At 41.3% G+C, this 16,623-nt stretch carries 5 protein-coding genes and 1 tRNA gene; 4 read left to right on the top strand and 2 right to left on the bottom strand.

What is annotated here, in order from left to right; translation table 11 throughout:
• Positions 1-3: 3 nt before the first annotated feature.
• Positions 4-1,908 carry an LptF/LptG family permease gene (locus tag EQG61_RS06120; RefSeq protein WP_129461036.1) on the top strand — a complete coding sequence of 635 codons (1,905 nt, stop codon included), beginning with the start codon at positions 4-6 and terminating at the stop codon, positions 1,906-1,908.
• Between the two features lie 2 nt (positions 1,909-1,910).
• A complete protein-coding gene (gene ribB / locus EQG61_RS06115) occupies positions 1,911-3,041 on the top strand; it encodes a 3,4-dihydroxy-2-butanone-4-phosphate synthase (RefSeq protein WP_129461035.1) in 1,131 nt (376 codons plus the stop codon).
• 57 nt (positions 3,042-3,098) lie between these two features.
• On the opposite strand, the gene EQG61_RS06110 is transcribed toward ribB, so the two are convergent.
• Together EQG61_RS06110 and EQG61_RS06105 are read right to left on the bottom strand one after the other, a co-directional pair.
• Positions 3,099-3,183 (bottom strand) — tRNA-Ser (locus tag EQG61_RS06110).
• An 844-nt stretch (positions 3,184-4,027) separates the two neighbouring features.
• On the bottom strand, positions 4,028-4,660 hold the full coding sequence (locus EQG61_RS06105; RefSeq protein ID WP_129461034.1) for a response regulator transcription factor: 633 nt from the start codon (positions 4,658-4,660) through the stop codon (positions 4,028-4,030).
• 305 nt (positions 4,661-4,965) lie between these two features.
• Between EQG61_RS06105 and EQG61_RS06100 the strand changes: the two genes are divergently transcribed.
• Both EQG61_RS06100 and EQG61_RS06095 read left to right on the top strand, forming a co-directional pair.
• Positions 4,966-5,421, top strand: coding sequence for a hypothetical protein (locus EQG61_RS06100; protein ID WP_164974898.1), 456 nt, complete (start codon positions 4,966-4,968; stop codon positions 5,419-5,421).
• 11 nt (positions 5,422-5,432) lie between these two features.
• Positions 5,433-16,623: beta strand repeat-containing protein (locus tag EQG61_RS06095; protein WP_129461032.1), on the top strand; the 11,191-nt coding region annotated here is incomplete at its 3' end.

The following is a 16,623-nucleotide window of genomic DNA, read 5'->3' as shown; positions in this document are numbered from 1 at the left end:
TCGGTGAAAATCATAGATCGGTATTTATTAAAATCTTTCTGGATTACATTTACTTCGGTTTTTGTAATCCTATTTTTTATTTTCATATTACAAACTGTCTGGTTATTCATTTCTGAATTAGCCGGTAAAGATTTGGATACCTTAATGGTTATCAAATTTTTATTGTTTGCTATGCCGCGAATTGTGCCCATGGTATTGCCGCTTTCGGTGCTTTTGGCTTCGATTATGACCTTTGGAAGTTTAGCCGAAAATTATGAGTTTGCCGCCATGAAATCTTCTGGTATTTCGTTTCAGCGCTCGTTAAAATACCTTACTTATTTTATTTTAGTTCTTTCGGTTGTTTCTTTTTTCTTTGCGAATAATGTTATTCCCTACGCTGAATATAAATTCATCAATTTTAGACGAAATATTGCACAGTTAAAACCCGCCTTAGCGATCGCAGAAGGGCAATTTAGTGAGATCGGCAATTACAGCATCAAAGTGATGAAAAAACGAGGTGAAAAAGGAAATCTTTTGGAAGGGATTACCATTCACCGCACTATTCCGAATGGCGGGGGCACTACCACCGTAATCAAAGCAAAATCGGGGGAATTGGTCAGCAGTGAAGATTCTAATACATTAAAATTGGTTTTACACGACGGAACCTATTATGAAGATGTCGCTACCAATTACGAAACCCGCAACAATATTCCCTTTGCCAAAGGAACTTTTAAACGGGATGTATTTAACATTGACTTATCCAAATTGAATCAAGAAAGTCAGAACGGCTTAGATCTAAGCAACACCTTTACGATGTTAAACATTTCTGAGTTGCGATATACTTTGGATTCTTTAAATGCCAATTACAAAAAAGAAGCGCTATCGTATGGAGAAAACTTGGCAACACGTTCCGGTATAGTTTCTAATACTGCGGGTATGTCGAATTTTACCAAAAAAATGCCTTCCCAAGATATATTAGCGTATTTATCGCAAAATCAAAAGGTAGATGTGTACCGTTATGCCTATAGTAATGTTGAGAATATCGGATTTACAATTGACAGTTCGTTGTTTGAAATGGAAGCAAAAACGAAAAACATTAATAAACATTGGATTGCCATTTATGATAAATTCATGATTGCATTCTCGTGCATACTGATGTTTTTTATTGGTGCGCCCTTGGGTTCGATCATTCGGAAAGGCGGTATTGGATTACCTATCGTGTTTTCAGTTATTATCTTTATCATTTTCCACTTTGTCAACACGTTTGGGAAACGATTAGCACAAGAAAACGGAATTTCACCCTTTTTAGGAGTTTGGCTTTCGACGTTCATCTTAATTCCGCTAGCCATTACCCTCACCTATCGCGCCATCAATGATATCGGTGGTATGGTAACTTTTGATGTGATTACGGAACCGATTCTAAAATTCTTTAAGCGCTCAAAAATTGAAGATTTAACAACGGTTTCAACACTATCGCATGAAGAATCTTTTGAAACGGAAACCGAACTAATTGATGAAGAATTATCTGTTTCAGAAATAAATCAGTTTGAAAATAAAACAACTACAGATGTAGTAGAACAAAGTCCTGTTATGGAAGACATTTCTGAAATCGTTGAAGCATCCTTAGGAAATTTGAACTACGATTTTATTGTAAAGTACAATAAAAAGGCGCTCAGTGTTTACTTCGGAATGGTATTACTTTGCAGTGTGTTATTTTTTACTCCCCATTTCTTAGTTTGGGGTGGGGCTTTGACCCTTTTACTTGTTTTATTGTTTTATGTATCTAAAATTCAGCTGCATTTAATGAAAAATGCCCCAGAAATGGAACCTGGATTGGTGATTAGTCTTTTGACGGCTTTTCCTTTTTATCCGATTCAGTTTTATTTATTAAAAAAACAACTCAATTCTAAACTTTTGCCCAACTCTTAATTATGAGTGCTACAATACAACTAAATACAATAGAAGAAGCCATTGAAGATATTCGTCAAGGTAAAGTTATCATTGTTGTCGATGATGAAGATCGCGAAAATGAAGGGGATTTCCTTGCAGCAGCAGAAACGGTTACTCCCGAAATGATTAATTTTATGGCTACGCATGGCCGAGGATTAATTTGTGCACCGCTTACTGAAAAACGATGTGCCGAACTAGAATTACATTCCATGGTAAAAAACAATACCGATCATATGGAAACGGCTTTTACTGTTTCTGTAGATTTAAAAGGCCATGGCGTTACGACTGGTATTTCAGCGGCGGATCGAGCCAAAACCATTTTGGCATTGGTTAATGAAGACACAAAGCCTTTTGATTTGGCGCGTCCCGGACATATTTTTCCGTTAACGGCTAAACAAGGTGGCGTATTACGACGAACAGGTCATACCGAAGCGGCTATTGACTTTGCACGTTTAGCTGGATTTAAACCGGCGGGTGTGATAGTGGAAATCATGAACGAAGACGGCACCATGGCGCGTTTACCGCAATTGGTAGAAGTAGCCAAACGATTTGACTTAAAATTGGTCTCCATTGAAGCCCTTGTTGCCTATCGTATGCAACACGACAGTTTAATTCAGAAAAAAGAAGATTTTCAGGTTCAAACCAAATACGGATCATTCCGTTTACGTGCCTACCAACAGATTACCAATAAACAAATTCATATCACTTTAACGAAAGGAAGTTGGAATAGTGGTGATTCGGTTTTGACACGTATTATTTCGAGTCCGGCCAACAGCGATGTTTTAAATGCACTCACAAGCTGTATGGATAAAAAAATGGATGATGTATTCCAATTAATAAATAAGGAAGAAAAAGGAGCAGTTATATTTATCAATAGCGAAAGAGATCCATCAGAGTTGTTGACGCGTATTTCTGAATTAAAACAGTTGCAGTCGGAAGGCATTATGGAAGCGCCTCAAATGAAAATGGATACCAAAGATTTTGGTATAGGTGCCCAAATTTTACACGACATCGACATTTCTAAAATTCGCTTAATCACGAATAGTTTTCAAGCCAAACGCGTAGGAATGATTGGTTATGGATTGGAGATAACGGAATATGTTACATACTAAACTAAAAATAGTATAAATAAAAAAACCGATTAGAAATTCTAATCGGTTTTTTATTTGCGGAGAAAGAGGGATTCGAACCCCCGGACCTGTTACAGTCAACAGTTTTCAAGACTGCCGCAATCGACCACTCTGCCATTTCTCCAATATGTTCACATCACTGCTGCAATGCGGATGCAAATATAATAAGCTTTTTGTGTTTTGCAAATAGAAATGAAAGGAATTTAAAAACTTTTTTTTGGATTTTAAATAAGTCATTCAAAATCAAAATTATGTACTTAAAATTAAGAAACCCCTAATTTTTACAAACTAGGGGTTTCATTAGTACGAAGTAGGGTTTTTGTTGGAAAACTTATGTTTTTATAAGCTTCAATAGTATCAAAACTTCGCTATTTGATGTAAAACCTGAGTGCATCTGAAATAAATTACTCGAAAGAGTTTGCAGCTTTGGATTTTTTTTTCATGTTTATTCCAACTGATCAAATGCAAGTAAAACATTAGTGATATACTGCAATCAACTTATTACAGATGCAATGCTATTCCATTGGCGGGAAATGGATTAACCCAAACAATAGGATTTCTGCACTCTAAAACAGTAATCGAAAGAAAGAACGTGCCCTCTGGATTGCGCTCAGGTTATAACTTTTTTCTTCAAAATAATTCGACAACTCGAACATTAGTATTCAAAATTACATTTAAGTTACTTGAATCTAAAATTTTATTTACAAGTTTTCTTAAAATTAACACTTAATCCTCTTGAATGCAATATTTTAATTAAACATAAAAAAAATTTATAGAACAAAATCTTAATTACAACTTGTAGAAAAAATTCAATATTCCTATAAAATTATTGAAATTGACTATAATACAATAAAGCCAAACTTTGAAAATTAGTAATTTTTGAAATTAGATTAAAATTATAATCCAAAAGTAAACGAACGGAATTGGATACACAATGCGAAAAACACTATTTTTTTTAAGGATTTTTCCTATTTATTTTTGTTATATTGTTTGAAAAGTTCAGATAATTCGATGATATTTTGGGTTTGTGTTTTTATAAATATCCTTTTTTTATAGGTACTTATGGTAGTTGCTGCTAGGTTTAATTGCTGTGTTACAGTATTATTTGAAACACCGGAAACCAATAATTCTGCAATTTGTAATTCTCGGGAAGATAATTTAACCAGCGGACTGCTATTCTTTTTCTTTACCAATTTCAATTTGGCATTGAGTTTCATTTTTTTATCAAAATAACGCGAGCCATCTGATAATAAAAGAACTGTTTTTATAATGCTTTCAGCACTTTCTGTTTTTTCAATAACTACTGAGGCACCATACATTAATGCTTTTGCCTTTAGTTCGTCATCAAACAAAGAAGAATAAACAGCAATGTTTAATTTTTTATTGAGTTTTGAAATCCTTTTGATAATTGAAAGGTTGATTCGATCTTTTTGAAATACATCAATTAAGGCCAAATGAAAGTTTTCTGAACTTACTTTGTTTTCCAAGTCGAATTCACTTTCTGCGAATTGTAGTTCACATTTCAAATCTTTTCCAAATAATGCGTTGTAAGCATATTGCATTAAAGGAACAGAATCATAAATTATTATTTTTCTTTCCATACGTATATCCACGATGTCCTAGTCATCGCTTTAATTTAGAGTGCAGTGCAAAATAAATGGATTTTTCTACAGTTTACAATTCCTTTCGTCGAAAAAAAAGTCGATGAACTACTCGGCAATTTTACATTTTTCATCTAATGTCTTACTTAATCTGACTTAATAAAAAATTACATATCATTAAATTAGAGATAATTCAAAAAATTAACGCTACAAATTTTCATTATTCAGCCAACTATTCTTACATCGAAAAAAACTCAATATTATTAACATTGTTTTAAAAAATAAATCAGGTTATATATATTTGAATGGCGTATAAATTTATTAAAATGGATAATTCTGCATTAATTAAAAGCAAGTACAATTGGCTCTTCATTTTATTAATACCAACTGCTTTATTTTCGCAAAATTGGTATCTCAATGATGAAAATCAAAAAGGAGATGTATTTACTAATACAGTTGGCGCTCCACATCACTCTGGTAAATCTAGTGCCACTCCAACCAACTCACTTACCTTCATTTTTGAAAACGCAAAAAAAGGGGATACGGTATTCATTGATTGTGGAAACTATCCAGAAATTAGTGCAGACGGTACAATTCTAATTCCGAAACCTGAAGGTGTAAAAATAATTTTCTATTCCGATGTAATGCTTTCTAAAAATAAAATTCCCACCAATGTAAAAGCTACTGCAGAAGAATTTTATATTCTCAATGACAAACCGGTCAGTCGGGAAGAATATTTGAAAGCAAAATCTAAACTTTAATACATCAAATAATGAAAAATATACTATTACTTCTTTTCATTTTTTTGGGTATTACAAGTTATGCCCAACCAGCCAATGACACGTGTGGAACGGCTATACCAATTACCGTCGGTAATGGTACATGTAACTCCATTTTATATGATTTAACTGGAGGCACAACCACGGGAAATCCAAGCACTCCTGCCTGTTGGATACCTAACACCATGAGTACCACCGTTTGGTTTTCATTTGTTGCTGCAACAGCTGATATTGAATTATCGACCAACTTTGGAGGAACATTAGCCAATACTCAAATTGCAGTATACAGCGGGAGTTGTGGCTCACTTACCTTACTGGCTTGTCAAGAAGACATCAATACTGCAGGAGGATTATTGCACACCAATGTTATTTTACACGGTCTAACTGTTGGAAACACTTATTACGTAGCTGTTGATGGTAATGGTGCTTCCACAGGAACTTTTGGAATTTGTGCGCAACAAGCGCAACCTGTTGGTCCAACATTACCTGTACAAGATTGTGTGACGGCTCAAACCCTTTGTAACTTGAGTAATGTTTCAGTTCCTGATGGCCCAGGAGGTGTTGGAACGTCTACTGAAGCGCCAAGCTGTTTTGGTGCGCCTGGAGAACGGTCTTCCAATTGGTATACATTTACAGCGGCAACCAACGGCGTTTTAGCCTTTACCATTACTCCAAACTCGGTAATTGATTACGATTTTGCAGTATATGATACAACAACTTCCTGTCCGGGTACCGAACTCTCATGTAATTGGAGCGGTGTAACCGGTGCAACGGGAGCAACAGGTTTAGGTTGTACAGGTACGCAATGTAACACAACCATTAATTTGATTGCGGGTCATACCTACACCATTTTAGTTGATCGATTTACCTCGACTTCATCCTCAGGATTTACTTTGGACTTTGCAGGAACTACAGCAAGTTTTGCCAGTCCAAACCCTACATTTACAGCGACTACTGTTTGTCTAGGAAATGCAACTCAATTTACAAATACAACCAACGGGAATTTTACTTACAGCTGGAATTTTGGTGATGGCACTACTGCTACTATAGAAAACCCAATCCACACTTATGCCGCTGCAGGTACTTACAATGTTAGTTTATTGCTTACAGCAGTTCCTGGTGGTTGTCAAAATCAGATCACCTTACCTGTAACAGTAAATCCACAACCCACAGTCGATGCTGGAAATCCGACAACAATCTGTGCTGGTGCTTGTGTTACTTTATCTGGGTCTACCAATGCTGTAGGAGGAGCCACTGGTCCCGTTACTTTTACAAACAATACTGCAGTTGCTATTCCAGATTCAGATACTGTTACAGGTGCTGTTTCAACGATTGCTGTCACTGGTGTCACTCCTAATATTGTAAGCGCATCAAGTATCGTTTCGGTTTGTTTGGATATCACACATACATGGGATAGTGATTTGGATATTTATTTACAAGCGCCTAATGGTACCCGAATCGAACTGTCAACTGACAATGGTAGTTTAGATGAAAATTATACGAACACTTGCTTTTCGATGTCTGCTACTACCCTAATCACTGCAGGTACTGCCCCATTTACAGGTAATTTCATTCCTGAACAAGCCTTTTCCCTTTTGAATGGTAGTGTTATAAATGGCAATTGGCAACTTGTTGTTCAGGATGATGCAGGTGGTGATGTAGGTACACTCAATAATTGGAGCATTACATTTCAAAATACACTACCTACGTTCTCTTGGTCACCAACAACTGGAATGACAAATGCGAATACCTTAACTCCAACAGTTTGCCCAACCACCACAACAACATACACATTATCCGCAAATAATGGTGCAAGTTGTATCGTAACTGATACCGTTACTATTACAGTTAATAATTCAAATACATTAGCACTCACCTCTGCAGCGGCGACAACCGCACAAACCGTTTGTGTGAATACAGCCATAACTAATATCACGTATACTTTCGGCGGTGGAGCCACGGGTGCCACTGTAACCGGATTACCCGCGGGAGTGACAGCCACGGTTTCAGGTTCGACGGTGACGATTTCGGGTTCGCCTACCACAACCACAGGTTCGCCTTTCTCTTACACGGTAACAACCACTGGCGGCTGTGGAACGCAAACACTGACAGGTACAATTACCGTGAATCCAAGTGTGACATTGACATTAACTTCTACGGCAGCGACAACTTCACAAACCGTTTGTGTGAATTCAGCCATAACTAATATCACGTATACTTTTGGCAGTGGAGCTACAGGTGCAACGGTTACGGGATTACCTGCGGGTGTGACGGCCACGGTTTCAGGTTCGACCGTTACGATTTCAGGTTCGCCTACCACAACTACAGGTTCGCCGTTCTCTTACACCGTAACAACCACAGGCGGATGTGGAACGCAAACGCTTACAGGTACAATTACTGTGAATCCAAGTGTGACATTGACATTAACTTCTACGGCAGCGACAACTTCGCAAACCGTTTGTGTGAATTCAGCCATAACTAATATCACGTATACTTTTGGCAGTGGTGCTACAGGTGCCACCGTAACGGGATTACCTGCAGGAGTGACGGCAACTGTTTCAGGTTCGACGATGACGATTTCAGGTTCGCCCACCACATTCACAGGTTCGCCTTTCTCCTACACAGTTACAACCACTGGCGGTTGTGGTACGCAATCGCTGACAGGTTCGATTACTGTGAATCCAAGTGTGACATTGACACTAACTTCAGTGGCGGCAACAACCGCGCAAACCGTTTGTGTGAATTCAGCCATTTCTAATATCACATATACTTTTGGCAGTGGAGCTACGGGTGCCACAGTTACGGGTTTACCTGCGGGAGTGACAGCCACGGTTTCAGGTTCGACGGTGACGATTTCAGGTTCGCCTACTACAACTACAGGCTCGCCTTTTTCTTATACTGTTACAACCACTAGCGGCTGTGGAACGCAATCGCTGACAGGTACAATTACCGTGAATCCAAGTGTGACATTGACACTAACTTCTGCAGCGGCAACTACTGCTCAAACCGTTTGTGTAAATTCAGCCATCACTAATATCACGTATACTTTTGGCAGTGGAGCCACGGGTGCCACAGTTACGGGTTTACCTGCGGGCGTGACAGCCACGGTTTCAGGTTCGACGGTGACGATTTCAGGTTCGCCCACCACTACCACAGGTTCGCCGTTCTCTTACACGGTAACAACTACAGGGGGCTGTGGAACGCAAACGCTGACAGGTACAATTACCGTGAATCCAAGTGTAACGTTGACACTAACTTCTGCAGTGGCAACGACTGCGCAAACCGTTTGTGTGAATTCAGCCATAACTAATATCACGTATACTTTTGGCAGTGGAGCTACAGGTGCAACGGTTACGGGATTACCTGCGGGTGTGACGGCCACGGTTTCAGGTTCGACGGTGACGATTTCAGGTTCGCCCACCACAGTCACAGTTTCACCTTTCTCTTACACGGTAACAACTACAGGCGGCTGTGGAACGCAATCGCTGACAGGTTCGATTACTGTGAATCCAAGTGTGACATTGACATTAACTTCTACGGCAGCGACAACTTCGCAAACCGTTTGTGTGAATTCAGCCATTTCAAATATCACATATACTTTTGGCAGTGGTGCTACAGGTGCCACTGTAACGGGATTACCAGCCGGTGTAACGGCTACTGTTTCAGGTTCGACGGTGACAATTTCAGGTTCGCCTACCACAACCACAGGTTCGCCTTTCTCCTACACTGTTACAACTTCGGGCGGATGCGGAACGCAAACACTGACGGGTACAATTACCGTGAATCCAAGTGTGACATTGACACTAACTTCTGTGGCGGCAACGACTACGCAAACTGTTTGTGTGAATTCAGCGATTACTAATATCACGTACACCTTTGGCGGTGGAGCCACAGGTGCCACAGTTACGGGATTACCTGCAGGAGTGACGGCAACTGTTTCAGGTTCTACGGTGACAATTTCAGGTTCGCCTACTACAACTACAGGCTGGCCTTTTTCTTATACTGTTACAACCACTGGCGGCTGTGGTACGCAATCGCTGACAGGTTCGATTACTGTGAATCCAAGTGTGACATTGACACTAACTTCTGTGGCGGCAACGACTGCGCAAACCGTTTGTGTGAATTCAGCCATAACTAATATCACGTATACTTTTGGCAGTGGAGCTACAGGTGCCACAGTTACGGGATTACCTGCGGGTGTGACGGCCACGGTTTCAGGTTCGACGGTGACGATTTCAGGTTCGCCCACCACTACCACAGGTTCGCCGTTCACCTACACTGTTACAACTTCGGGCGGCTGTGGAACGCAATCGCTGACAGGTTCGATTACTGTTAATCCAAGTGTGACATTGACATTAACTTCTACGGCAGCGACAACTTCACAAACCGTTTGTGTGAATTCAGCCATAACTAATACCACGTATACTTTCGGCGGTGGAGCCACAGGTGCCACAGTTACGGGATTACCTGCAGGAGTGACAGCCACGGTTTCAGGTTCGACGGTGACAATTTCAGGTTCGCCTACCACAACCACAGGTTCACCTTTCTCTTACACGGTAACAACTACAGGCGGCTGTGGTACGCAATCGCTGACAGGTTCGATTGCTGTGAATCCAAGTGTGACATTGACCCTAACTTCTGTGGCGGCAACGACTGCGCAAACGGTTTGTGTGAATACAGCGATTACCAACATCACGTATACTTTTGGCAGTGGAGCTACAGGTGCCACAGTTACGGGTTTACCTGCGGGTGTGACGGCAACTGTTTCAGGTTCGACGGTGACGATTTCAGGTTCACCTACCACAACCACAGGTTCGCCTTTCTCTTACACGGTAACAACCACTAGCGGATGCGGAACGCAAACACTGACAGGTTCAATAACGGTTCGACCAACATCAACTTTAACATTGACTACTGCGGCAACAACAGCAAATCAATCTGTATGTATCAATGCCTCTATTTCAGGAATAGTATATTCTTTTGGGGGAAGTGCAACAGGAGTAACAGTTTCAGGATTACCTTCAGGTGTAACTGCTACTGTCTCTGGAAATTTAGTATTAATTTCGGGAGCACCAAACACTACTGTTGGATCACCTTTCAGCTATACAATTTCAACAACTGGGGGATGTAATCCTCAAACTTTGAATGGTACAATTACAGTTAATCCTTTAGTAACATTAAGCTTAACAAGTGTCGCTTCTACAACGAACCAATCCATTTGTATTAATACTGTACTAAATCCGATTACCTATACTTTTGGAAATGGAGCTACAGGAGCTACTATAACCGGATTACCTGCTGGAGTGACAGCGTCTGTATCAGGCTCGACGGTAACAATTTCGGGTTCGCCCACCACTACTATAGGTTCGCCTTTCTCCTACACTGTTACTACAACTGGCGGCTGTGGCACGCAATCGCTTAACGGTACAATAACCGTTCGGCCTTTAGCAACCCTATCATTGACATCTTCAGCAGCTACAACAACTCAAACAGTCTGTATCAATAATCCAATAACTAATATCGTTTATGCATTTGGGAATGGAGCAACTGGTGCTACAGTTATTGGTTTACCAGCGGGAGTGATAGCCACGGTATCGGGTTTAACAGTGACTATTTCAGGCACGCCAACTACTACTTCAGGGTCTCCGTTTGCATATACTGTAACAACAACCGGTGGATGTGGAACAGCCACTTTAAATGGTACAATAACTGTGACACCTAATGTAACCTTAACTTTAACTTCAGCGGTTTCAACCACTTCGCAGACATTATGCACTAATTCACCTATTTCAACAATAAACTATACATTTGGAGGTAGTGCCACAGGAGCTACTGTTTCAGGGTTACCCCCTGGTGTAACTGCATCGGTTTCAGGTTCTACTGTGACAATTTCAGGATCACCAACTTCAACCACAGGATCACCCTTTACATACACAGTAACAACAACAGGAGGTTGTAATTCACAATCCTTATCAGGAACGATTACCGTGAATCCAGGAGTTACTTTAACATTAACCTCTGGATCAACAACTACAAATCAAACCGTATGTATTAATACACCGATTTCAAATACTTCATACAATTTCGGCGGTGGGGCTACTGGTGTAACTGTAACCGGATTACCTGCGGGAGTGACGGCAACTATTTCAGGTTCGACGGTAACGATTTCAGGTTCACCCACCACAACTACAGGTTCGCCTTTCTCCTACTCGGTTACTACAACTGGTGGTTGTGGATTGGTTACTTTGACAGGGACAATTACTGTAAATCCGAATGTGACATTGAGTCTAACTTCTTTGGCTGCGACAACTTCGCAAACCGTTTGTATCAATACATCATTAACTACTATTGTATATACTATAGGAAATGGTGCTACTGGTGCAACTGTAACCGGATTACCTGCGGGAGTGACTGCCTCTGTTTCAGGATCGACAGTGACGATTTCAGGTTCGCCCACAACAGTAACAGGATCGCCATTTACGTATACAGTAACTACCATTGGTGGTTGTTCTTCACAATCTTTGTCCGGAACGATTACGGTTAATCCGAATGTGATATTGAGTTTGACTTCAGCAACAGCGACAACTTCGCAAACCGTTTGCATCAACACTCCAATTACCAATATTGTTTATACTTTAGGAAATGGTGCAACGGGTGCCACCGTAACCGGATTGCCTGCGGGAGTGACGGCAACAGTTTCAGGATCGACCGTGACGATTTCAGGTTCGCCCACAACAGTAACCGGATCGCCATTTACGTATGCAGTAACGACCACCGGAGGTTGTTCTTCGCAATCTTTATCCGGTACGATTACTGTTAATCCAAACGTAACGTTGACGTTAACTTCTGCGACAGCCACAACTTCGCAGACTGTTTGTATCAACACTCTAATTACAAATATTGTATACACTTTGGGTAATAGTGCTACAGGTGCCACCGTGACTGGATTACCTGCAGGAGTGACTGCAACAGTTTCAGGTTCGACGGTGACAATTTCGGGTTCGCCCACCACAACTATTGGTTCGCCTTTTAATTATACTGTAACCACAACGGGAGGTTGTTCTTCACAATCTTTATCAGGAACAATTTCGGTTAATCCTAATGTGACGTTAAGTCTGACTTCTTCGTCAGCCACAACTTCGCAGACCGTTTGTATCAACACTCCAATTACAAATATTATATACACTTTGGGTAATGGAGCAACGGGTGCCACCGTAACGGGATTACCAGCGGGAGTGACCGCAACTGTTTCAGGTTCGACCGTAACTATTTCGGGTTCGCCCACCACAACTATTGGTTCGCCTTTTAATTATACTGTAACCACAACGGGAGGTTGTTCTTCACAATCTTTATCAGGAACAATTTCGGTTAATCCGAATGTGTCGTTGAGTTTGACATCAGCGACAGCGACAACTTCGCAAACCGTTTGTATTAACACAGCCATCACTACTATTGTTTATACATTGGGTAATGGTGCTACAGGTGCCACCGTAACGGGATTACAAGCGGGAGTGACCGCAACTGTTTCAGGTTCGACGGTGACAATTTCGGGTTCGCCCACCACAACTATTGGTTCGCCTTTTAATTATACTGTAACCACAACGGGGGGTTGTTCTTCACAATCTTTATCAGGTACAATTTCCGTTAATCCAAATGTGACGTTGAGTTTATCTTCAGCAGCAACGACAACTTCGCAAACTGTTTGTATTAACACAGCTATTTCAAATATTGTATATACTATAGGTAATGGAGCAACTGGGGCAACTGTAACCGGATTACCTGCTGGAGTGACAGCTTCAGTTTCCGGTTCGACAGTGACGATTTCGGGTTCGCCCACTACAATAACTAGTTCGCCTTTCTCCTTCACTGTTACAACTACGGGCGGTTGTTCTTCACAATCTTTATCAGGAACAATTTCGGTTAATCCGAATGTGACGTTGAGTTTGACATCAGCGACAGCGACAACTTCGCAAACCGTTTGTATTAACACAGCCATCACTACTATTGTTTATACATTGGGTAATGGTGCTACAGGTGCCACCGTGACCGGATTACCAGCCGGAGTGACGGCTACAGTTTCAGGATCGACGGTGACGATTTCGGGTTCGCCTACAACAATTACGGGTTCTCCTTTCTCTTATACTGTAACCACCACTGGCGGTTGTTCTTCACAATCTTTGTCCGGAACGATTACGGTTAATCCGAATGTGACGTTGAGTTTGACATCAGCGGCAGCGACAACTTCGCAAACTGTTTGTATTAACACAACTATTTCAAATATTGTATATACTTTAGGTAATGGAGCTACGGGAGCCACCGTAACCGGATTACCTACGGGAGTGACCGCCTCGGTTTCAGGTTCGACGGTTACTATTTCAGGGACGCCCACAACAGTAACCGGATCGCCATTCACGTATACAGTAATGACTACTGGCGGTTGTTCTTCGCAATCTTTATCTGGAACGATTACGGTTAATCCGAATGTGACGTTGAGTTTGACATCAGCGACAGCGACAACTTCGCAAACTGTTTGTAATAATACACCTATAACTACTATTGTTTATTCTTTAGGAAATGGTGCTACAGGTGCCACCGTAACGGGATTACCTGCAGGGGTTTCAGCTAACGTAGTAGGTAATACAGTTACTATTTCTGGTACTCCAACTACACTATCAGGTTCGCCTTTTACTTACACTGTGACAACTGTAGGAGGTTGTAGTGTAATTTCTCAAACAGGAACGATAAGTATTCGACCCTTTGCCACTTTACAACTAACTTCATCAGTTCCAACAACCAATCAAACATTATGTAATGGAACAGTAATTCAAGCGATTACATACCTTTTCGGAGGTGGAGCTTCGGGAGCGACAGTTACGGGATTACCCAATGGCGTTACCTTCTCAATTAATGGATCTAGTCTTCAGATAAGTGGTATTCCACAAATAACATCCAATCAAACTTTTAATTATACGGTAAATACAACAGGTGGTTGTGGAGCACCTTCACTAACAGGAACTATCAATGTAATTGTTAGTCCGATTGTGAACCTACCCACACCCTACATCGTCTGTGACGACAATAATGACGGCGTGGCGTGTACCTTTGATTTGATTACGAAGATTCCTGAAATCACAACCGATCCGAATGTTCAAGTGACGTTCCACTTAACGACAACCGATGCGCAGACCGGTTCGAATCCGATTCCCCTGACGCAATTGTTCTGTAATAATGATTACGACCAACAGACATTATATATTCGGGTGTTTGATCCTCTTGCACCGAACTGTCCGTCATATACTACGTTACAATTAATCGTGAATAAAAAACCAGTTGCTACGCCTCCAGCGGATTACCACAAATGTGATGATAACACGGATGGTATTGCGGTGTTCAACTTGAATACAGTGGTGAACCCACAGGTATTGGGTAGTTTATCGGCTTCTCAGCATACAGTGACTTATTATACCTCACAAGCCGATGCTTTGGTTCCTCAAAATGCCTTATCGGGAACGAATGCTTTTGCCTCGGCCTCTACGACATTGTGGATTCGTGTGCAGAACAATACTACGGGTTGTTTTGATGTAGTGTCCGTAAACTTGGTGGTTGACCCATTACCGCTATTACCAGCTGTGGGCTACTTCCCGCAATATGAATTATGTGAGACTACGGCTCCTGTGGGCTATGAATTCTTTAATTTGAATTCGCAATTACCAACTATCTTAAACGGACAAACAGGCATTCAAGTGAAGTTTTATCCGACCTTGGCTAATGCCAATGCCAATACCAACGCGATTACGAATACGGCAGCCTATCAAAACGTACCTCCTTATAATCAAACCCTTGGTATTCGTTTAACCAACACTACGACGGGGTGTTTTGTAGTAACGACCATGGATTTAGTCGTGAATCCGAAGCCAAGTATTTTAGTACCGACAGCACCTTATACCGTATGTGATGACAATCAAGACGGTGTGGGTCTGTTTGATTTGAGTACGTTGACCCCACAATTGCTTTCGGGAGCGCCTACACTCTATACCATCACGTACCACGTAACGCAGATTGATGCACAGACGCCTTTGAACCCAATCAATGTGTCGGTTCCTTTTGTGAACAACGATCCATTTACGCAAATCATTTGGGTTCGCGCCGAAGACCCGACTACAGGTTGTGTGACTATTGCACCTATTACGTTACAAGTAAACATTGCACCTATCGAGCCGTTTAACTTGCCGACGATAAATAACTGTGATGTGGATAGTAATCCTACAGATGGGTGTACGACCTTTAACTTGGCGGCACAGACTCCTGCGGTTTTGGCCCAACAAACTACAGCAGCCAACAATTATACGGTAACCTATTACACTTCACAGGCCAATGCGTCAGCTTCACCTGCGGGAATCAACCCGATTGTGAATACAACCAACTATACCGCTTGTGGCACGACGACCATTTGGGTGCGTGTGGAGCATAAATCAACGCATTGTTTTGCGGTGGGTTCGTTTGACTTACAAGTGAACCTAGCAACTCCTGTGAGTTTGCCTACCTTATATGCATTATGTGATGATGATGCCACACCGAATAATCAATTCACCACTTTTGACTTGGTGAGTTTTATTGGGGCTACCCCTGGTTTAACGGTTAACTACTATTTAAATGCGGCGCATACGCAACCTATTAGTAATCCTAGCGCGTTTATGAATACCATAGCGGCTAACCAAACGATTTTCTTGGTTTTAACTAATGCAACAGGCTGTAAGAGTTATTCCACGTTGACGGTGAAAGTATTACCCATACCGACGCCGAATACCAACCCACCGGCTTTGGCAGCCAAGTGTGATGTGAATAGTCCGGGAGATGGGTATGAGATTTTTGACTTGACGGTGAATGCCGCTTATATCTTAAACGGACAAACCAATGTGAGTTTGCATTACTACCCGAGTTATAACGACGCTGTCGCAAATACCAATGAGATTCTTACACCAACGACAGCCAACGTGAATCAGAACGTATGGATTCGTGTGGAGAGCAACTTGAACATTGACTCGTTCAACGAACATTGTTATGTACTGGTTGAACAAGCCTTAACGGTGAATCCGTTGCCGACCTTGGTACAGCCTGTGGCCGATTACCAAGAATGTGACGACGATACCGATAACATCACGGCGTTTAACTTAACCGCTTGGG

Source organism: Flavobacterium stagni, from assembly GCF_004122105.1.
GTDB lineage: Bacteria > Bacteroidota > Bacteroidia > Flavobacteriales > Flavobacteriaceae > Flavobacterium > Flavobacterium stagni.
The sequence above is the reverse complement of the archived record's forward strand: the minus strand, read 5'-3'. Positions and strand labels throughout refer to the sequence as shown.

Coding starts and splice junctions, on each gene's coding strand:
- EQG61_RS06100 (WP_164974898.1), top strand. CDS start 4,966: ATGGCGTATAAATTTATTAAAATGGATAATTCTGCATTAATTAAAAGC.
- ribB (WP_129461035.1), top strand. CDS start 1,911: ATGAGTGCTACAATACAACTAAATACAATAGAAGAAGCCATTGAAGAT.
- EQG61_RS06105 (WP_129461034.1), bottom strand. CDS start 4,660: ATGGAAAGAAAAATAATAATTTATGATTCTGTTCCTTTAATGCAATAT.